At 56.1% G+C, this 19,672-nt stretch carries 17 protein-coding genes; 3 read left to right on the top strand and 14 right to left on the bottom strand.

Features of this window, described 5'->3' with window-relative positions; translation table 11 throughout:
- From PA598K_RS16885 to PA598K_RS16865, 5 genes are all read right to left on the bottom strand, one after another.
- Positions 1-1,121, bottom strand: a 1,121-nt coding sequence (locus PA598K_RS16885; protein WP_260405460.1) for an ABC transporter ATP-binding protein, incomplete at its 3' end; no start/stop codon positions are given.
- A 6-nt stretch (positions 1,122-1,127) separates the two neighbouring features.
- Positions 1,128-1,571: a MarR family winged helix-turn-helix transcriptional regulator gene (locus PA598K_RS16880; protein WP_128658090.1), complete on the bottom strand. Its 444-nt coding sequence runs from the start codon at positions 1,569-1,571 to the stop codon at positions 1,128-1,130.
- Between the two features lie 290 nt (positions 1,572-1,861).
- The gene (locus PA598K_RS16875; RefSeq protein WP_128658089.1) at positions 1,862-2,803 is read right to left on the bottom strand and encodes a hypothetical protein; all 942 of its coding nucleotides are present in this window, start codon (positions 2,801-2,803) and stop codon (positions 1,862-1,864) included.
- Positions 2,804-2,866: 63 nt separating this feature from the next.
- Positions 2,867-5,080 (bottom strand): ATP-dependent helicase, encoded by a 2,214-nt coding sequence (locus PA598K_RS16870; protein ID WP_128658088.1) that lies wholly within the window; start codon positions 5,078-5,080, stop codon positions 2,867-2,869.
- A 45-nt stretch (positions 5,081-5,125) separates the two neighbouring features.
- Positions 5,126-5,686, bottom strand: a complete 561-nt coding sequence (locus PA598K_RS16865) for a hypothetical protein (protein ID WP_128658087.1) — start codon at positions 5,684-5,686, stop codon at positions 5,126-5,128.
- Positions 5,687-6,337: 651 nt separating this feature from the next.
- Between PA598K_RS16865 and PA598K_RS16860 the strand changes: the two genes are divergently transcribed.
- Positions 6,338-6,916 carry a hypothetical protein gene (locus PA598K_RS16860; protein WP_128658086.1) on the top strand — a complete coding sequence of 193 codons (579 nt, stop codon included), beginning with the start codon at positions 6,338-6,340 and terminating at the stop codon, positions 6,914-6,916.
- An 82-nt stretch (positions 6,917-6,998) separates the two neighbouring features.
- On the opposite strand, the gene asd is transcribed toward PA598K_RS16860, so the two are convergent.
- The 6 genes from asd to PA598K_RS16830 all read right to left on the bottom strand — a co-directional run bounded on the left by asd (position 6,999) and on the right by PA598K_RS16830 (position 14,079).
- The gene (gene asd / locus PA598K_RS16855) at positions 6,999-8,090 is read right to left on the bottom strand and encodes an aspartate-semialdehyde dehydrogenase (RefSeq protein ID WP_128658085.1); all 1,092 of its coding nucleotides are present in this window, start codon (positions 8,088-8,090) and stop codon (positions 6,999-7,001) included.
- A gap of 389 nt (positions 8,091-8,479) precedes the next feature.
- Positions 8,480-9,442 carry an AraC family transcriptional regulator gene (locus PA598K_RS16850; protein WP_376739049.1) on the bottom strand — a complete coding sequence of 321 codons (963 nt, stop codon included), beginning with the start codon at positions 9,440-9,442 and terminating at the stop codon, positions 8,480-8,482.
- 96 nt (positions 9,443-9,538) lie between these two features.
- A complete protein-coding gene (locus PA598K_RS16845) occupies positions 9,539-10,456 on the bottom strand; it encodes a phosphotransferase family protein (RefSeq protein ID WP_128658150.1) in 918 nt (305 codons plus the stop codon).
- A 276-nt stretch (positions 10,457-10,732) separates the two neighbouring features.
- Positions 10,733-11,830, bottom strand: coding sequence for an oxidoreductase family protein (locus PA598K_RS16840; RefSeq protein ID WP_128658149.1), 1,098 nt, complete (start codon positions 11,828-11,830; stop codon positions 10,733-10,735).
- Positions 11,831-11,850: 20 nt separating this feature from the next.
- Positions 11,851-12,735, bottom strand: coding sequence for an alpha/beta fold hydrolase (locus PA598K_RS16835; protein WP_128658083.1), 885 nt, complete (start codon positions 12,733-12,735; stop codon positions 11,851-11,853).
- Between the two features lie 15 nt (positions 12,736-12,750).
- The gene (locus tag PA598K_RS16830) at positions 12,751-14,079 is read right to left on the bottom strand and encodes an SMI1/KNR4 family protein (protein WP_128658082.1); all 1,329 of its coding nucleotides are present in this window, start codon (positions 14,077-14,079) and stop codon (positions 12,751-12,753) included.
- Between the two features lie 175 nt (positions 14,080-14,254).
- Between PA598K_RS16830 and PA598K_RS16825 the strand changes: the two genes are divergently transcribed.
- Both PA598K_RS16825 and PA598K_RS16820 read left to right on the top strand, forming a co-directional pair.
- Complete coding sequence (locus PA598K_RS16825) at positions 14,255-14,893, top strand: TetR/AcrR family transcriptional regulator (protein ID WP_128658081.1); 639 nt, start codon at positions 14,255-14,257, stop codon at positions 14,891-14,893.
- Positions 14,894-14,912: 19 nt separating this feature from the next.
- Positions 14,913-15,851 carry an alpha/beta fold hydrolase gene (locus PA598K_RS16820; protein ID WP_128658080.1) on the top strand — a complete coding sequence of 313 codons (939 nt, stop codon included), beginning with the start codon at positions 14,913-14,915 and terminating at the stop codon, positions 15,849-15,851.
- 124 nt (positions 15,852-15,975) lie between these two features.
- Here the strand turns inward: PA598K_RS16820 and PA598K_RS16815 are convergent, their stop codons facing one another.
- The 3 genes from PA598K_RS16815 to abc-f form a co-directional block, all read right to left on the bottom strand.
- The gene (locus PA598K_RS16815; protein WP_128658079.1) at positions 15,976-17,397 is read right to left on the bottom strand and encodes an NAD-dependent succinate-semialdehyde dehydrogenase; all 1,422 of its coding nucleotides are present in this window, start codon (positions 17,395-17,397) and stop codon (positions 15,976-15,978) included.
- Positions 17,398-17,426: 29 nt separating this feature from the next.
- Positions 17,427-18,395, bottom strand: a complete 969-nt coding sequence (locus PA598K_RS16810) for an NAD(P)-dependent alcohol dehydrogenase (RefSeq protein WP_128658078.1) — start codon at positions 18,393-18,395, stop codon at positions 17,427-17,429.
- 154 nt (positions 18,396-18,549) lie between these two features.
- Positions 18,550-19,672, bottom strand: a 1,123-nt coding sequence (gene abc-f / locus PA598K_RS16805; RefSeq protein ID WP_148091962.1) for a ribosomal protection-like ABC-F family protein, incomplete at its 5' end; no start/stop codon positions are given.

The raw sequence follows: 19,672 nt of genomic DNA, 5'->3' as shown, positions 1-19,672 counted from the left end.
GTCGTCTTGCCGGCGCCGGTACTGCCGATGATCGCCGTCGTCTGCCCGGGCTTCGCCTCGAACGAGATCGCCTCCAGCACTGGCCGAGCTGCGCCCTCGTAGCGGAAGGTGACGTCCTCGAACACCAGCGATCCGGCTTGCCGCCCTTTGCCCTCGCTCCCCTCGGCATCGCGAATCGAGGATTGCAGCTGCAGCACCTCGTTGATCCGCTTGGCCGACGCTTGCGCGCGCGGGATCATGACGAGCGCCATCGACAGCATGATGAGCGACATCAAGATCATCATCGCATACTGCAGGAAGGCCATCATGTTGCCGATCTGCATCGTACCCTCATCGACGCGGATGCCGCCAAAGTAGATGATCGCCAGGCTCGTGAAGTTCATGACGATCAGCATGACCGGGAACATGTACGCGAGCATCCGGTTCACTTTGATGCCGGTGTCGCGGTAGTCTTCATTGGCCGTATTAAACCGTCGCTTCTCGTCATCCACCCGGTTGAACGCGCGGATGACCCGCACGCCGATCAGCGATTCGCGGAGGATCAGGTTAAGGCGGTCGGTCTTCTTTTGCAAGGCTCCGAACAACGGAACAGCGAACCGTACGATCAGTATGATCGCCCCTGCCAGGATCGGCAGCGAGCCGAGGAAGATGAGCGAGAGCTTCGGATCGCGCGAGACAGCGAGGATGAGGCCGCCGATCATCATGATCGGCGCACGCGTCATCATACCGAGGATCATGTTCACTACATCCTGCACTTGGCGGATATCGTTGGTCGTGCGGGTGATCAGCGAGGCTGGGCCGAACTTCTCGAACTCCTGCATCGACAGCCCCTCGACCTGCACGAACAGCCGCCGTCGCACATCGCGGCCGAAGCTCGCCGACACGCGCGAGGTCAGATAGGACACGGTCACCGTGAAGCCCGCCGCGAGCAACGCGCACAGGATCATCCAGCCGCCGGTGCGGTAGATGTAGGGCATGTCGTCTTTGACGATGCCGATGTCGACCATATTGGCCATCAGCGTCGGCAGGTACAGCTCGAGCAGGATCGCGGCAAAAACACAGACGATGATCAGGCTAATCTGCCGTGCATACGGCTTCAAATAACGAATCAGTTGAAGCAATGCCTATCACTCCTTCTTTGAGAACGTCTCATCCATATAGTCCATTGCTCTATGCATCAGGTCGGCCAGCTTGCGGCTGTCTTCGGGTCCGAGACGATCCGCGAGTCCGACGAACAAGCCATAGTAGAAATTATGCACGCCTGTAGCCGCCGTCAACCCTTGCTCGGTCAGGCCGATCCGCACCATACGTCGATCGTGCTCGTCCCGGCGGCGCACGATCAGCTCGCTCGCCTCCATCTGGTTGAGCAGCTGCGTGACGAAGGGCGAGGTGACGCGCATCGCACGGCTGAGCTCGCTTACCTTCATCCCTTGCGGGTGCCGGTGCTGGAGCAGCATTAATAGCCGCGTCTCATTGGTCTTGTAATCCGTCGCCGCATGCGCCTTGGCATCGAGCTCCTTGCGGTGCATTCGCCAGAATGCCTCTGTAAGCTCCTGTACGCCCTCGGACATGCCTCTGCCTCCTTCCTGGTCATAATTATTGTTTTCTTATAAATGATTTAGAACTAAATAAGTTATTGACTTAATTAGTATACGGGTCTGAGACGGGGATTGCAAGCAGAGGTAGCGTCGACCGAATACAGACTTGGAGACGACAAAAAAACGCGGATGACCATCGTCATCCACGTCGATAGATCCAGCCAGACCGGCGATTGGCGATCACCGCCCGTCTGGCGTTTGCCAGCCTCGGCCCGATCCTCCGGCTGTCGGCTTGCAGCACCCATTTACCCGAACCGGGCCCGCTACTGCTCCGCGAAAATATCCTTGACGAAGTCGCGCAGCTCCGCCGAATTCTGGTACTCATATTTCTCGGCCAAGGCCATAAATTCACCTAACGTCTTGAGATAGTCGCTATCCTCGACCGACATCCACTTGAGGATGTTGGTGTAACCGATCCGGGCATTGGGGCGCATCTCCTGTCCGTTGTGGTCGAACAGCTCCGTGTTGCTCGTCCCGTAGAAGGTCATCGCTTTGTAGCGATCGAACATCTCCTTGACCTTGGCGATTCGGTTAGACTTCGGATACTGGGCGACGAAGGCCTCCATCTGCTGGGTCCGGCGGACCAACTGCTGATAGCCGATGACGATCGCCGCATCCTTGACCGCCGGCTCGCGCGCCTCGGTCGCCATGATCAGGATGTATTTGTCGATATCCTCATGCACATGCGGTCGGAATTCGTGGAAGATCGAGTAATTGATCACCGGATAATAGCTTCCTTCGGAGGACTCCAGCTTGTACCCTTGCGCAGAGGCTTCGTTCAGCAGCCCCTTGAGCGTCTGATCCTCGGTCTTGTCGCGGATGCTCGCCAGACTGTCGCCGGGCTTGTACACCTGGGCGATCGCCTGCTGCACAGCCTGCTCTGCGAATCGCTTGCTCATCGCCGGCAGTCCTGCCTGCAGCGCATTCTCCAGCCGCAAGGTCATGAGCGAAGCCTGGTACTTGGTCGCCTGACCGATATGGAGTCGCAAATAGGACAAGGCCTGGGCTTGCTGCCCCGGCATCTGCGCCAACGCGACGAACCGTTCATATACCTGCTCCGAAGCGGCCGCGACCTCGATCGCTGTCTCCGGCGCTTCGGCGCTCACAGTGATCGGCTGGGTCGCCAAGAGCGCCGCCAGCAGCGCGGTTCCGAGCGTGACGCCAAGCGTCCTCGTGCTCCATCGTCTTCCTGTACGTCCGTTCATGTCATCGCCACCTTCATCTGTGTTAGGTCTTACAGGATAGGACGAGACAAACCGCGCTTTGGTTCATATCGCCTCGAGCCGCTCCAGCAACCGACGCTCCAGACAGATCTGCACCGATAGTCTGCGAGGGCCCCCTGCGAAGCCGATCTCCACCGTGTCACCCTCCAGGCTGACGACCTCGCCGCGTCCGATGAGACGATGCCGCAGCGCCATGCCGGTCGATAGCTCGGTCTTGGACAGGATCGTGAGCGGGCCGGACGGCGGTGGTTCCTCGGCCGACGACGATCCCTGACCGGGCGTCCGCGAAGCGGAGGACGAGGAGACCGTTGGCGGTGCAGACGGCTGCTGAATGTCGCGAACGCGGGAGACGAAGCCCGACTCCTCGGCCTTGCCATCCTCGCGCCTGCGATACGACAGCAACTCGAGCCGCCGCTTGGCCCGCGTCATGCCGACGTAGAACAGCCTCGCCGCCTCCTCCATCAACGCCTCACTCTCCCGGTCGGCGCTGGAGGGGACGACGCCCTCGATCAGGTCGATCATGTAGACGCGCTCGAACTCCAGCCCCTTGGCGCTGTGGAATGTCGAGAGCGTCACCGCCTTGCGTCCCCGACGCCCCCGGGCCTCGCCGAGCGCCGCTTGCAGATGCTGGAGCCGGGCGGCGAACGCCTCCATCGTCTCCTGCGTGCCGGCGATCTCCTCCAGCGTGCCGACCAGCGCCATCAGATGATCCTTGCGGTAGCCGAGCCGCTTGCACATCGTCTCGAGCGCCCGCTCATAGCCGAGCCTGTGGCGGATGACTGCGATTGCCGCCTTCGGCGGCATGCCCTTCATTTCGCGGAGCGTGTCCCGGACCTCCTCGATCAGCTTCGGCTGGTAATCCTTGAGCTGGACATGCGTGAGCAGGTTGTCGAACACCGACTCGCCATTGTTGATCTGCCGCACCACCGCCATCTGATGCTTGCTGATGTAGCCGCTCATCCGCATATGGATGCGCTCGAGCAGCTCCGGCCTTCGGTCCGTATAGGTCATGCGCATGAAGTTCAGGATGTCTTGGGTCACCCAGTGCGAGAAAAAGCGGTTGTCTGCATCCTTCATATAGAAGGGGACGCCTGCCAGATCGAGCTCATGCATGAGCAGGATGGAGGAGGCGTTGTTGCGATAGAGTACCGCCGTCTCCTTCAGATCCTCCGCCTCCTGGAGCTGCTGTACGACATACCGCGCCTGCTCGTACGGGTCGCCGAGCTGCTGGATGCGGATCGGCTCGGCGGACGGATTGGCCGTATGCATCTGCTTCGGGTACCGCTGCCGGTTGCGCTCGATGAAACGGGCGGCGACCCGGACGATGTCCTCGGAGGAGCGGTAATTTTGCTCCATGTACAGGATGCGCGCCTCCGGGTACACCTCGCGGAACCGCAGCAGATAGGCGGGCTCCGCACCGCGCCAGCTGTAGATGCTCTGGTCGTCGTCGCCGACGACGCACAGGTTGCGATGCGACGCCGCCAGCCGGGCGATGATCGCATGCTGGACGAGCGAGGTGTCCTGGCTCTCATCGGTAAGGATATAGTCATAACGTCGCTGATACCGGCCCAGCAGCTCGTCATCCTCGCCCAGCGCTTGCTCGGCGATCGTCAGCATGTCGTCGTAGTCGAGCAGACGCTGCGTGTGACCGGACTGCTTAAAGCGCTCGTACGCCTCGAGCACCTCGGCCGCCTGCTCCATCGTGCCCGCTTGCTCCCACTGATCGCGCGGCAACAGTCGGTTTTTGACGGCGCTGATATAGGCGGTCAGCTCCTCCATGCCCTCCTCGCCGAGCACGCTGCCCGTGACGCGCTTATACAGCTCTCGCAGCAGCGCCCGCTTGTGCAGCGGCGTGCCATCCGCCGAGACGGCGGCCTCTTCGCTCTCCGCATCGCCCTCGATGATCCGGTAGGGTTGGCCGAGCCGCCGCAGATGCTCCCGCGTCACCTCGAACGCCAGGCTATGGATCGTCGAGAATGCCGGCGGCGTCTGATCCGGCAGCAGCCGCGCGTACCGATCGCGCATGTCCTGCGCCGATGCCCGGCTGAAGGTGACAGCCTTGATCCGCGACGGGTCGACGCCCCGCACCCGCACCAGATAGCCGATGCGCAGGATAACTGTCGTCGTCTTGCCGGAGCCCGGCACCGCCAGCAGCAGCATTGGCCCGTCCGTCTCCGTCGCCGCCTGACGCTGGGCGTCGCTCGGCTCGACGCCGGTGGTCATCTTAATCTCGTCCCAGTACGCTTGCTCGTCGTACATCCGTTATCTCCTTTCCTCGTCCAGACAGACGATGATCTACGCTTCCTACGATCGGGTGACCCGGATCGCTTGCCGCTCCTCCCAGCCGAAGGACGCGCCGAGCCGGTAATTGCTGAGGTCGAGTCCCCGCTCCAGCTCCTGGCGTGGCGGCTCGAGCGGGGTTTCCCATCCCCGATCCGTACAGCGGTACAGCACGAAGTGCTCGTCCGGACGGACATGCGCCTCCAGGTAGCGGATGAGCTCGGTCAGACATTTGCGGATACAGGCATACCCGAGCGGGTGTGGCTCCGCCCACGCCTCCTCCATGACGAAATCGCCGCCGTTAGCTGACAGCAGGTACACATAAGGCTGCCCGAGCATCGGGACCAGCTCATCCAGCCGTGTCGGTCCCGACACGGTCAGGCCGGCCGCATCCAGCTCGCTATCGTAGCTCTCCAGCCATTGCTCGCCCTCCGGGTCCTGCTCCAGCAGGATTTGGACGACGGGCTGCTCCCGCTGAGCCGGATTCGCACGCAGATGATCCTTGAGCTGGATTCGTCTCGGGCGCAGCCCGTACGTCCCGGTCGGCAGCTCGCGCGGCGCCGCCAGGTAATACATGATCGTCATCGGTTCAGTCCACCTTTGTTCCTCTTGGCTTCATTATAGCCTGAAACTCCGATGCACGAAACCTTAGCCCCCTCACGACGAACGATAACCGCCCGATGATAGGTAATAACCGTCCGATGATGGGCAATACCGTCTCATGACGGAAGATAACTTGCAATAACCGTCTTGTGACGGGCAACATGACAGGTCATAACCGGGAATAACCGCCTCATGACGGACAAATGGCGGGCCTTCCGCCCGGTGGCTTGCCTCCTTTTGGACGATGTAGTAGGGTGGTAATATATGCCGTGGGCGCTCATAACTGCAAAAGTACACTTAAATGCCGACAAAGTGACTTGAAGCGCTTGATTAACTGCGATAATACACTTAAATGGACTCTTTTTCTTGAGAGTAGCGATTTATAATAAGAATAGATGTATTTTTGCAGTTATGAATCCCCAAAACGTTGATTTGAGAGAAAATAAATGTATTTTTGCAGTTGTCACCAGCCTGCAACGCCCCACCGCCGCTCATAAGGTGACATCATTCAGCACGAAGCTTCTGTCAAACTAATATAGCGTCCCAGAGTCCGCTCGACTCGGTTCGGGCAAAGAAACACGTAAGGTGAGGTATTAAGAAGTACTACCATCCATCGCTTAAGGAGGCTCGGCCATGCGCAACGCAGCGATAACCGTCTTCATCTGTTGCCTGGTGCTCGGCACAGGCTATATCTATAATCGGTACTTTGCGCCCGAGCCTTCGCTCGAGCGGCTGCTGCCGAGGCTAGTTGCGTCCTTCGAGCGGACGATCCTGGTCACGTCTCATGAATCGGCGAAGCTTGCCTTCTATATGACGCAGGACGATAGACTGGGCCTGGCGATCTCCAGCACTGGTCATCCGGCAGATCTCCAAACGCACTCCCCGATGAAGCTGCCCAATCAAGGCGGGGCGTTCACGCAGTCGGAGATACTGGAGGGCACAGATGATTACTTGGTCTTCGGGATGATCGGCAACCCGGCGATCGCCCGCGTGTATCTCAATGACGAAGCCTGCGAGTCCGTTCAGGTGGAGGACACCCGCTTCTGGTACTGCTTTACCGACACGCAAGGCGGGCTGCACATCGACGGCATGGACGCCTCAGGCATCGTCAAATACCGCTCGACGCTGCGGGACTCGCGTCCGGCTCCTATTCCTGCTCCTGATGTTGCTATCCCTGACGATACTGTTCCTAATGCTGCTCCTGAAGCGTAGCTTGATGCAAAAAAAGCCCGCCGCACATGCGACGAGCCCTAATCCCGTACCCTTGGCCTCCCTTGGCCTTACTTTGCCTTACTTAGCCTTGCTTGGCTTGGATATAACCTTCCGCCTTCAGCAACTCGGCGATCAGCACCGCGCCGCCGGCAGCGCCGCGCAGCGTGTTGTGCGAGAGGCCGACGAACTTGAAGTCGTACAGCGAGTCCTCGCGCAGACGACCGGCCGAGACGCCCATGCCGCCCTCGATATCGCGGTCCAGCTTGGTCTGCGGACGATTCTCTTCCTCGAAGTAGGTGATGAACTGCTTGGGCGCGCTCGGCAGCTCCAGCTCCTGCGGACGGCCGCGATACGCCTGCCAGCGGCTCAAGATCTCTTCCTTGGTCGGCTTGTGCTCGAAGTTGACGAACACGGTCGCCAGATGGCCGTCCGTCACCGGCACACGGATGCATTGGGTCGTGATGTGCGGCGCGCTCGCTTTGACGATCTCGCCGCCGTCGACGCTGCCCCAGATCCGGAGCGGCTCCTGCTCGCTTTTCTCTTCCTCTCCGCCGATGTACGGGATGACGTTGTCGAGCATCTCCGGCCAGTCGGTGAAGTTTTTGCCTGCGCCCGAGATCGCCTGATAGGTGGAGGCGACGACGGTCGTCGGCTTGAACTCTTGCAGCGCGTGCAGCGCCGGCACATAGCTCTGGATCGAGCAGTTTGGCTTGACCGCGATGAAGCCTGTCGACGTACCGAGTCGCTCGCGCTGAGCCTCGATCACCTGGAGATGCTCCGGGTTGATCTCCGGGATGACCATCGGCACATCCGGCGTCCAGCGATGCGCCGAGTTGTTGGAGACGACGGGCGTGCCGGTTTTGGCATAGGCCTCCTCGAGCGCCTTGATCTCGTCCTTCTTCATATCGACCGCACAGAGGATGAAGTCGACGCCGCTCGCGACGGCTTCCACCTCGGAGGCGTCCTGGACGACGATGCCCTTCACTGCGTCAGGGATCGGCGTGTCGAGCTTCCAGCGCCCCTGGACCGACTCCTCATATGTCTTGCCCGCCGAGTTGCGGCTGGCCGCGATCGCGGTCACCTCGAACCACGGATGCCCATCCAGCAGTTGGATGAACCGTTGACCTACCATACCTGTGCCGCCTACGATACCTGCTTTTAATTTTGCTGTCATCTGTCTCTCCCATCCTTTCCTCGAGTACGCCTGCTCTCTGTCCTGCCGTCACACTTACTGTACCTTATGCCCCGACGACGCCGCATTCTACACTTGCCCGCTGGCCGACGAGTCCATATAAATCAAAAAATCCCATCCCCAAGACAACTGTCTCAGGGACGAGATTGGATTCCTCGTGGTACCACCCGGATTCGCCGATATGTCGCCATATCTGCCTCTTCGAGTACGGCGTCGCCAAAGCGTCGCGTATACTCTAGCTCTGTAACAGGAGCTCCTGTCACACCATCCTCCGCAGATCTGCGGGTTCCAATGTGCCGCTCAGGGTCTTTGTTCGAACAGGCTCGTATGGCTCCTTCTCAGCTGCCGGAGCTCTCTGATCATACGTCTTCCTATCTACTGGTCCCGTCATTGCGTTTGCATGTTGGTGACATTATATCAGATATCGGTTCGGATTTCAAATTGGCCTTAGGGTTTCCTTCATCTTCATTCCGCTTTATAACCGGTATCCAGATCTCGCTTCGATACGTCTGCGATGTGATGTCCGGGCTCTCGTTCCAGACGATTTCGGGACCTTGGGTCAATTCGTAATTTACCGAGGGGAACCATTCCGAATAGATGCGGCCCCATACATTTTGCAATGTCTCGGGAAATGGCCCCTTGGCTTCGAATACAGCCCATAACGTTGCTGGCACCTCTAAGCTCGCGAACTGTTCCGGGCATGGCATCGTTGTTGCTGCGCCAATATAATGCTCCAGCTCTCCCATCTCCTGCATGCGGCCTTCCGAGAAATTCGTCGACGCCTGGATCAATCCCGACGGTTCGACATTGGACAAGCTTTTAAGCTGATGAATCATTTCCGGGGTTAAGCTTTTCCACATGGCCGAGATTTCCTCATTGACCCCGTGAAATTGAATCGGCACCCTCTTCGTGATGCCCACAATACGAAACGCCTCTTTTTGTACCAGACGATAATCCATCGCGCTGCCTCCCTGAATCGTTAATTGGAAGGTCATCCGCGAATACGCTCTTACCGATGAAGCGTGAGTCTTCACCGATGATGGCAGGATGCCATGCAAGCTGTGGAAGGCTCTGGAGAAAGCATCTGCCGAGCTATAGCCATACTTTACCGCAACGTCGACGATCCTTAGCTCATTCGACTGAAGCTCTAATGCGGCAAGCGTCAGTCGTCTGCGCCGGATGTATTCTGACACAGTGACCCCCGCGAGAAACGAAAACATGCGCGAAAAATGATACTCCGAGCAATTCGCCCGTCTGGCCGCTTCCTTCAGGTCGATATCCTCTGCCAGATTTTCTTCGATATAATCCAGCGCCCGGTTCAAGCTTGCAAGCATATTCACTGCATAACCTCCCTTCAGATACAGCGTAACAGCTTTGGTACTTACTCATCCGACATTCCATGCACATGATTGTGGGGTGAAAAAGAAGCGTTACTTGCGATCGATGAAGCTTAACGCGCACCGCGCATGATAAGCGGCAAGCTGCTCGGCAAATTGTCGGTTCGGGAACCCTCTGTGAAGGAGCTTGAGTCCTCCTGAGGTTAATGAAATATGGTGATGGTAGCGGTAAAATATCATCCGGTCCTGATCGAGATCGTCACGCTTCAGATACCGGTAATAATCGCCGAATCTCAGCTCCAAAAAGCTGTGCTCCTGCTCGATATCAAAAAACATGGCGCCCTCGATATCGATTAAATACGGCTCAAGCTGCCCATTCACCAACACATGGTCAGGCCCCAGCTCGCCGTGAATCAATCCAAACTGTCTTCGCGGTCTGATCCGCGACGCCAGCTCATCCAGCTTATAGAGTAGCTGGTCTTGCTCTCTGCCGATGGTCTCCATATGCTGAGCAGCATAGGCTAACTGCACCTTTCCGTGGTGACAATACTTTGGGGCGGGCTCAGGTTTATCGGCCGCTCCATAGCCAGGCCTTCGCAAGCCATGCATCGTGCGAAGCATGTCTCCGAGTTGCTCGAACACCTTGTCCTGCAAAGAAGCCTGGGCAGGCTGGAAATAAACCTCCGCTTTCAGCCCATCTACATACTCGACAAGCGCATAATCATAAGGGCAGAGCAAGCGGTCTCTACTGAACTCATAAAGGGCTGGCGTTCGTATGCCCAACTCCGTCAGGAGCTTGTTGTTTGTTTCGAATCGGTCGCTTCCGTAGGAGGCTTGATGGAGCCCTCCATTGACGATATCTTCTTGAAAATAATTCATGCCAAGATCCCACACATATAAAATGCAAGTAAAACCGTTGCTGCAAATAATCCTGTAGACGACCTTTTGCGCGCCGCCATGCATTCGCTCTACATGTCGCACCACATAATCAGCGCCAAAAACATCATGCATTGCTTCCTGTAATTGAACACGATCCAGGTGACACGCTTCAAAATCCATCCGATGACTCACTCCAGTACAAGGTATTGCCGGCTAGTTTATCGTACGGAAATTGCCTAAAAAAGTATAGACTGTTTCGATGACAACCTTTATGATGTTGAATTAGGTCTTGAAAAAATTAGACGTACCAAAAGCAATACGATAATTGCTTGCCTGCTCATACGCATAAGCTAGTCTGAAAAGTACAGGCTCGCTATAGGCTGTTCCGACAAATGTGATTCTTCGAACTTAGACACTTCCCCTTAATTCCTCAGCTTCCTCGGCAGCTTCCATCTGCTTTTCCGTTATGACAGCTAATTTAAGCGTCTCGGGCGCGCCTGCATCCTGTGCAAGTTTTTGTTGCAGCTTCGGCACCTCCCATATCGAACGCAAAGCAAATGAGGCCAGAAAGCCGAAACGGGCAAGTCTCTCGTCACCAAGCCAACCCGTATGCCGCAATCCCTTTATATAGGATGAAAAAAACAACTCCTGAACCTTCTGATAATGCTCCAACGGAACATTGCCGCGACTGAGAGCTAGTCCAAAAAATCGCCCCAGGTCCTCTCCAATCCCCGAAATGCTTAGAAATTGCCAATCGATGATGACCAGCTTCCGTTCTTGCTGTCTGTTCAGTGTAATTAATAGGTTTGACTCATAATAATCCTGATGCGCCAGTGTTCTAGGAAGACGCTCAAGCGCTGCCAACCAGTCCTCGACCCGTCCTTCTAATCGATCAAATCGAGTGGCTAGATCGACAAACTTCATTCCGGATACAAGTTGCCTGCTCGTCCCTGCATCTGGAGCATCTCGATAACGATAACATTCGTTGATCCACGAACGCATCCATTGTTGATTCACCCATGGAAACCTCGGAAGCGGTGCTCCAAGGAGGTAGGCAGCCTGAAACTGTCCCAGCTTCTCCGCTGCGTAAGCATAGTCCTCCCACTGCCATTCCTGTGCATCAGTCTGTATATCCTCTAGCCATAACCAGACCGTGTCGTCTGGCTTATTGTCGATTGCCAAGCATCTTGGGACCGTAATCTCGGCAGGTAAATGATGCAAAAAACCAGAATCGTAAGCCAGTATCTCGCGTTTCCAATAGTTGTAATGAGAAGGATCATCCCGGAGCGCATCAGCTTTCACGATCTTGATAATAATCGACCATGGACGAATCTCCTCTTCGCCGATGTCAGACCTACCAGCAATTCGGTAAACCCCGCCCGTTACGAAGTTTTTATCGCTTGGCCCAATGGAACGACAGCACCATTCCGTAATCATCCCCCGATTGGTTCCGAGAAGATCATGGGTAACGCTTGTTAGCTGGCGCTTGTCGATTTGTTCAGCCATCTCCTTCAAAAGGTTCACCTCTAGCTCACGTTAGTGTCGCTTCTCTTTTGCAGGAAGAGAAGGGTTAGCTCGTTCACAACATCCGCATGCTCTATCGTCAGGGAATGGCTTGCTCCGGGAATGAAGTGGGTCTCAAGATCAGGAATCAATCGCTTTGCATTGGCTATCGCCTTCTCGGCCGGGTAGATGACTTCTTTATCTCCTATTAGGAGCAGAGTGGGGATCGTGAAGTTTTGGAATTCCTCTTTTGTAAAAACAGAGGGCATCACTTGCAGAAGCGGTTTTGCATGGCGGTAACCGGCAATGACTTGGGCGCGGAATACAGGGTGTAGCGGCTCCCCTTTTCCTGAGAACCACAAAAAAGCATTGTCGATCCATTTTTCGGTATGAAACAATAAGGCAGGGTAAATCTTTGCAAAAAATTTAAAGCTAATTCTGTGAAAAGTTGCGGCAGGAGCGTAAAGCAATAGCTTGGACACGCGGCCTGGATAACCAAGCGCAAAATTCAAAGCTAAAAAGCCGCCCATCGAATGGCCCCCTAAATCTGTGTTGTTCAACTGCAAAGCGTCCAAAACTTCAAGCAGCCACTGGTTAGCGTCCTTTCGATTTTTTATCGCAACCGCAGGTCTACTCCTACCAAAATCCCCCATAACGTCTATCGCATACACGCAACGCTCTTGGGCAAGCTGTTTTATGTTGGGATACCACATCGTACTGCTCATTGTCATGCCATGAAGGAGGATCAACGGTTGCTTACCCGGATCTCCAAAACAAAGGACATGAGTATCTCCGAAGGTTGTCGAGATATAACTTGATGTGCCCTCTATTCCAAACTTATGTAAGCAATTATCGTAGCATCGATCGTATTCCTCTTCACCTGCGCTGCTCTTAAAGATAGATCTCACGAGACACCTCCCGGGTTATGCTTGGTCAAAATAATTGTCCGCCATATTTAACTTTCTCAAACCATCGATAAATTTTTCTCTAAAATTAGGGTTGCCTTTGTACTCCGGCCAAACGGCCTTGTAATAAGGCAATAACCTCTCATGGGGGACAATGCCCCAATACGAAATCGTACTTTTCACAACCTCCTTGCCGCCATCCGCGAACATCCGCTCAATGATTTCCCAACCTTCCGACTTGTCATCGCAGTTGCGCGTCGCATAGATGGCAGCGGTTTGGATGTTGAAGTCAGCGTGGCGCAAAAAGGGAGCAAAATTCCGAATGGTGATCGCCCCGGATGGTTCCAGAACATAACCGACATGACGCAACGTTTCCACGTCGCGCACGCTGCCCAGTCGCTGCAAGATCACGTTTATAAATTCGGTCAAATCTGCCGCTTTACCGTACCAGTTCAAAATCTGCAAAGCGGACAATACATCCTTCTCGCTATCTGAATGCAGCAGCTCCAGAAGATACTCTCTTCCCTCGTCTATTGAGGTTTTGCAGATGAGTCGAATCGCTGTAGCACGATTATTTTGGCCTTGATCGGCAATGTTTTTTAGGAATTGCAGGGTTGGCTGCGATAATTTTTTTATCTTAAATAAACCATCGAGCGTTTTTGATTGTGTGACTTCGTCAGTGGCATTGTGATACGCCTGCAGCAAGGTGGGTTCATCACCCGGCATCCTGCTGCCGAACCATCCGATGTCATAATCGAGCAACACTTCATCCAGCCAGCGCTCGTACCAGTCCAGAATGTTGTCCTCATAGACAAAGAAAAAAGGATGATCCGGGTGAAAATCCGACGTATAGACGACCCTTCCCTTATGTTGCCCTTCCAGTACGAGGTACATATCATAGTCGCAGCCTTGCGTGCCAATGCACAACATGCCGCCGAGCACGCGATTGCGAGCAGCCTCGTATTCCGAGTCGGAGATGTCCTCATCGCTGATCAGCGGCTCGATCAAATGATTCCATTCCTCTTTTGCCATTCCTGGGTATAGCATGCATGTTGCCGTGAGTGCATCGCTTTCTGTATAGGAAGTAGCCTTCTCGAGTGAATACAGCCCGTAAAAAGGTCCGGCGCCTCCATCTCCAACTTCCGTCAGGAACTGCGCATACGGCTCCGGGAGTTTGATCTGATATGTTGCTTGCCAGTCCGCCAGCTCTTTGGCTGTAAGCTTCTCATTAACCTGGTAGTTGTGCGTGGATGCGCCAAACACCGCAAGCTCTGTATCTTTACGCATGGCCTTTTCGAGCTTCGTTGCTATTCGATTCAATTGTGTTTCCTTTTTCCTAAACCACATATGGCATCCTCCCGATCTTACCTTCCGTATACTCAGGCGATAGTCTAACTCCAATATATCACATTTACACTGTCATCTAGTCGATGAGATCCCCCTTAAAATGGATTTGCTAATCAAGCTCATCTACTCCATACTAAAAACATACCGATTGAATGTTTTTGAGGAGGGGGAAACTTTGAAAAAGAAATATACGGCCAAGGAAGTTCGAAACTTAATTCTGGATACAGCTTCTGTTTTATTCATTGAGAAGGGATATGAGCAAACGTCGATCAGCGATATTGTCGCCGGGTTGGACGGGCTCACTCGGGGGGCGATTTACCACCATTTCGAATCGAAATATCACATTATTGTCGGGATCGCGAGACGGTTCATACCCGAACAAGATGTATTGGACGCTGTAGATCGACGAGATGATTGGAACGGCTTGGAGAAAATACAAGCGCTTTTACTCGAAGGGATGTTTAATGAGGATATTACGAAAACGACCGTCGTTTCGTGGGCCTTGCTCAAGGACGCCACTTTTGTTTCGATTTACAACACGCAAATGTGCGAGGCTATGCTCCCCATCATCGAAAAATATATTTATACCGGCATTGAGGATGGCTCGATTACCGTACCGCAACCAAAGCAAATGGCAGAAATCGTCCTATTAATAACGACGACCTGGTTTATTGAAGCGTTGTTTCCAAGTACGGTTGAAGCGTTCTTCGAGAAATTAAAGGCCGCTCAATACGTGTTAAAGCAAAGCGGAATTGATGTCATAAGCGAAGACGTCTTATCGATCATCATTAGCAAACTTACTGCCTCTACTTGAGACAAAAGGGGAAGACATCATGAGAAAAACCTTGAAAATACTCGGGTTCATTTCGCTATCGATACTATTGCTGATTGGATTGTTTTTTGCAGGCGTGTTTGTGAACAACAAGATTCAACTGAATCGCGAAGAAAAGAAGATCGTTGCCTATGGCCAATCTGTTATGATCGATGGGAAGAAAATGAATTTCCAGCTCTTTGGCCAGGGCGAAAAGACGATCGTCCTTTTGCCTGGCTACATGACACCGTCACCGATCATTGATTTCAAGCTGCTGATTGATGAGCTGCAAAAACAGTATCGCGTCATTGCGATCGAGCCGTTTGGATATGGCTTAAGCGAGGATACGGACAAAGAAAGATCCGTCGAATATTTAACGGAGGAAATTCATGAGGTCTTGGTTAGTCAAGGTATTCAGAAGTACACGTTGATGGGACATTCCATCTCCGGTGTATATTCGCTGGCGTATATTCACAATTATCCTGATGAAGTGGAAGCCTTCGTCGGCATTGATAGCAGCCTTCCTGCGCAAGGGGGCGCGGAGGATCATAATACCGACGCCATCGAACTGTTAAGGAAATCGGGGTTGTATCGACTCCTTTCCTCGATGAACCCCGACATGTTGCAAATCCCGAATGTGGGAGACGAGCTTGAGAAGCAATTTAAGTACCTCGCCCTGAAAAATATTGGCACAAAGGCAACCCTGAATGAGGGGAAATCGATGCAAGAAAACTTCAACAAAACGATGGAGCTGAAGTACCCCAACGATCTACCGGTGTTATATTTCCTGGCTACGGAGAGCACCGAGGATAATCCGAACTGGTTGAAGATTCATCAAGACATGGCCAGTACGACCACCAAATCAGCGATTGAAATCATCGAGGGCAAGCACTATTTGCATCATACGCACGCCAAGCAGATCACCGAGCTTACGACATCTTTCCTGGAATCGAATTCGTAGCGGAAATGAACATGGAAAATGACCAGCTCAGCTACAACTGACTGGTCATTTCCTTTATAATCGCTCTGTTCACAAAAGACGGGAGTATCCTTCCTCGACCTAGTGGAGCAACACCAACGCCATCCTACAGCTTCATCGACACATACTTGACCTCGAGGAATTCCTCGATGCCCCAATGTCCGCCCTCGCGGCCGATGCCGCTCTCCTTCATGCCGCCGAACGGCGCCTGGGCCGTCGCAGGCAAGCCATCATTGAGACCAACGATACCGTACTCCAGCCCCTCGGAAATCTCAAATGCTTCCTTGAGATCCTGCGTGAAGACATACGCGGCCAGGCCGTAGCGCGAGTCATTGGCTCGGCGGATCGCCTCCTCGGTCGTGCTGTAGGTCGTGATCGGCAGCAGCGGGCCAAACGTCTCCTCGCGCATGCAGAGCATATCGTCCGTCACATCGGTCAGCACAATCGGCTCGACGAAATAACCTTCGCCTTCCGGCGCGGGTATGCGCGCGGCGACGCTCGCTCCTTTGCCAAGCGCTTCGTCGACATGCTGCGCCATCTTCTCTACGGCAGCTTCATTGATGAGCGGCCCGATCGTGACGCCCGATTCGAGCCCGTTGCCAACCTTCAGCGATGCTTCCACGGCATCCCTCAGCTCCGCTGTGAACGCTTCGCTCACCGACTCGTGAACGTAGACGCGATTGGTGCAGACGCAGGTCTGACCGGCATTGCGATACTTGGAGGCGACCAGATCCCGGGCAGCCGCCGCCAGATCCGCATGTGCCGTGACGATGAAGGGCGCGTGCCCGCCCAGCTCCAGCGACAGCTTCTTGACGGTATCCGCTGCCTGTCGATACAGCAGCTTGCCGACGCGCGTGGAGCCGGTAAACGACAGCTTGCTGACGCGCGGATCGGCCATCCACGTCTCGCCGATCGCCGCCGCATCGCCGGTGATGACGTTCAGCACCCCGGCCGGGATGCCGGCCTCATGCGCCAGCTCGGTCAGCCGATAAGCAGTCAGCGGCGTCAGCTCGGACGGCTTGACGACGACGGTGCAGCCAGCCGCGAGTGCGGGCGCGACCTTGCGCGTCAGCATCGCCGCCGGGAAGTTCCACGGCGTGATCGCCGCCACGACGCCGACCGGCTGCTGCATGACGAGGATGCGCTTGTCAGGCGCGGAGGCCGGGACAGCCTGGCCGTAGATGCGCTTGCCCTCTTCGGCGAACCAGGTCAGGAAGCTGCCTGCGTAGGATACCTCGCCGATCGCTTCCGCGAGCGGCTTGCCTTGCTCCTCGGTCATGCCTCGCCCGATCTCTTCCTTGTGCTGCTCGATCAGCTGATGCCAGCGGAGCAGGAGCGCCGCACGCTCGGCGGCCGTCTTGCGACGCCAGGCTGGTCCAGCGGCATAGGCGGCATCGACTGCCGCCGTCGCCTCTTTTGCTCCCGCAAATGCGATGCTGCCTACCGTCTCCCGAGTCGCCGGATTCTCGACCGACAGCCACTTCTCCGTTTCTACCCACGCGCCATTGATGTACAGCTTCATATCCATCCTGAGTAGCCTCCTTATCTAATGAAAGTTTACTCGTGCCGCTCAGTCGCAGCACCGATCTCGATGACGATCTTGCCCCGCACACGCTCGCTCTCGCTCAGACGATGCGCCTCGGCGATCTGCTCGAGCGGCAGCCGATGCTCGATGTGCGGTCGCAGCTTGCCCTTGCTCACCAGCTCGCCGAGCCGCTCGAGATCGGCGGTGTTGGCATGGGCCCCGACGAATCGCGCCCGCCGCCCGTTGCCGAAGCGCGAGAGCAGATGCCGCAGCATCAGACCCGGCCCGGGTATGGTGGAGACGTAGATCCCGTGCTCCGAGAGCGCTCCTCTGCAAGACCCGTAACCGAACTTCGCCGCTGCGTCGAAGATGAGCTCAAAGCCTCCCCGCCGCTCGCGGAAGTCTGCCTTATCGTAACAGATTACCTCATCGCAACCGAGCTCAAACGCCAGCTCCTGATTGCGAGAGTGGCAGACGCCCGCCACCTGACAGCCCGCCGCCTGAGCTACTTGTACGGCCAGATGCCCTACCCCGCCAGTCGCGCCGGTCACGAGCACGCGCATGCCCGGCTTCATCTCGCCTTGCCGGTATAATGCCTGGTAGGCAGTACTACCCGCCAGCGGGATCGCCGCCGCCGCGCTCATGCTCAGCCCCTCCGGCATGCGCGCCAGCTTCGCGGCCTCGCAGCACATGACCTCGGCATAACCGCCGCCGCGCGTCGCAGCCGAAGAGAAGCCATACACCGCATCGCCTGGCTTCAGATGGGTGACCGCATCGCCGCAGGATCGCACCACACCGGCGACATCGCCGCCGAGGATCTTGGGGAACCGCAGCCCCGACATAAAAAAAATGCTGCCGGATCGCGTTTTGTAATCGATCGGATTGACGGACGATGCCGCCACCTCGATCTGAACGTCGAGCGGGCCGGGCATAGGCTCGGCTACCTCTTCGATACGCAATACATCCGGGGGTCCATACTTGCGGATCACTGCCGCTCTCAAACGATTCGCCCTCCTCATAGTCGTCATAGTCGTCCGACCGCCGTCATACCGTCGGACCCCGCGCGCTGGCAGCAGTGCACGGAAAGTCATGCGATCAAAGCCCGCCGCGCGTGTTCAAGCTTCGGGTACATCGGCGGCGGGCGGTATACCCTTATTATAGCTCAGCCTGGATTAACTTCCCATCTTGGATCTCATATACATGGTCGGCGGTACGCTCCAGCAACCGCATATCATGCGTGACGAAGACGATCGTCCCCGCATAGCTCTGCATCATCGCCTCCAGCGCTTCGACCGCAGGCATATCGAGGAAGTTGCTCGGCTCGTCGAGGAGCAGCACGTTGTAGCGTCCGAGCAGCAGTCGCGCCAGTTGCAGCTTCACCCGTTCGCCGCCGCTCAGCATCGGCAGCCGCTTGCGCACATCCTGCGGACCAAAGCCCATCGCTGCCAGCACAGCCCTTATCTCCGGCACCGGATAGTCGCTCTGCTCCTGCATGTATGCCAGCACCGGCGTATCCGCCTCCAACTTGTACCCGCTCTGCGCGAAATACCCGATCGCCGCCTTTGGCGCCAGCGTAATGCCAGGCTCGCAATCTACAATCATCTGCAGCAGCGTCGACTTGCCGGACCCGTTGGGGCCCGTGATTGCGATCTTTGCTCCAAGCGGGAACTGGAAGGCGGCATCCCGCAGGAGAGTCTTGTCGCCCGCTTGCTTGCTGAGCCCTGCCCCGATGACCGGGTAAGGATTGTGCAACGTCAGCTCTCGACTCAGACGGAAGACGATGGCGGCTTCGGCTTCCGGCGGACGAATATCGCCAAGCGCTTCGATTCGCTGCTCCATTTGCTTGGCTGCCTTATGCAGTTTTTTTTGCTTGCTGCCTACAGGCTTCTGGTGGCTGAGGCGGCCGCCGGTGTCGGAGTTGTTTTTCCGACTCGCCCCCTTCTCCTTCTGATCCAGCTTGCGCGCTTGACGCTGCTTGTCGGCGATTGACGCTTCCAGACGCTCGCGCTCCGCCGCCATCTGCTTGTACTGCGCTGCCTGCGCGGCCCGCTCCTCCGCCTTCCTCGCGGCATAGTCGGAGTAACCGCCCCAGTACTCGGCGATGCGCCCGTCCTTCAGCTCCCAGATCTTGTCTACCGTCGCATCCAGGAGATAGCGGTCGTGGCTGATCAGCAGCAGCGCCCCCGGATAATGCTGGAGCTGACGGATGAGCAACTCGGCGCCCTCGCGGTCGAGATGGCTGGTCGGCTCGTCGGCGACGATGCCATCGGCTCCGCCC

Origin of the sequence: Paenibacillus sp. 598K, assembly GCF_003851045.1 — a bacterium.
In the GTDB taxonomy this organism is placed as follows: domain Bacteria; phylum Bacillota; class Bacilli; order Paenibacillales; family Paenibacillaceae; genus Paenibacillus_D.
The sequence above is the reverse complement of the archived record's forward strand: the minus strand, read 5'-3'. Positions and strand labels throughout refer to the sequence as shown.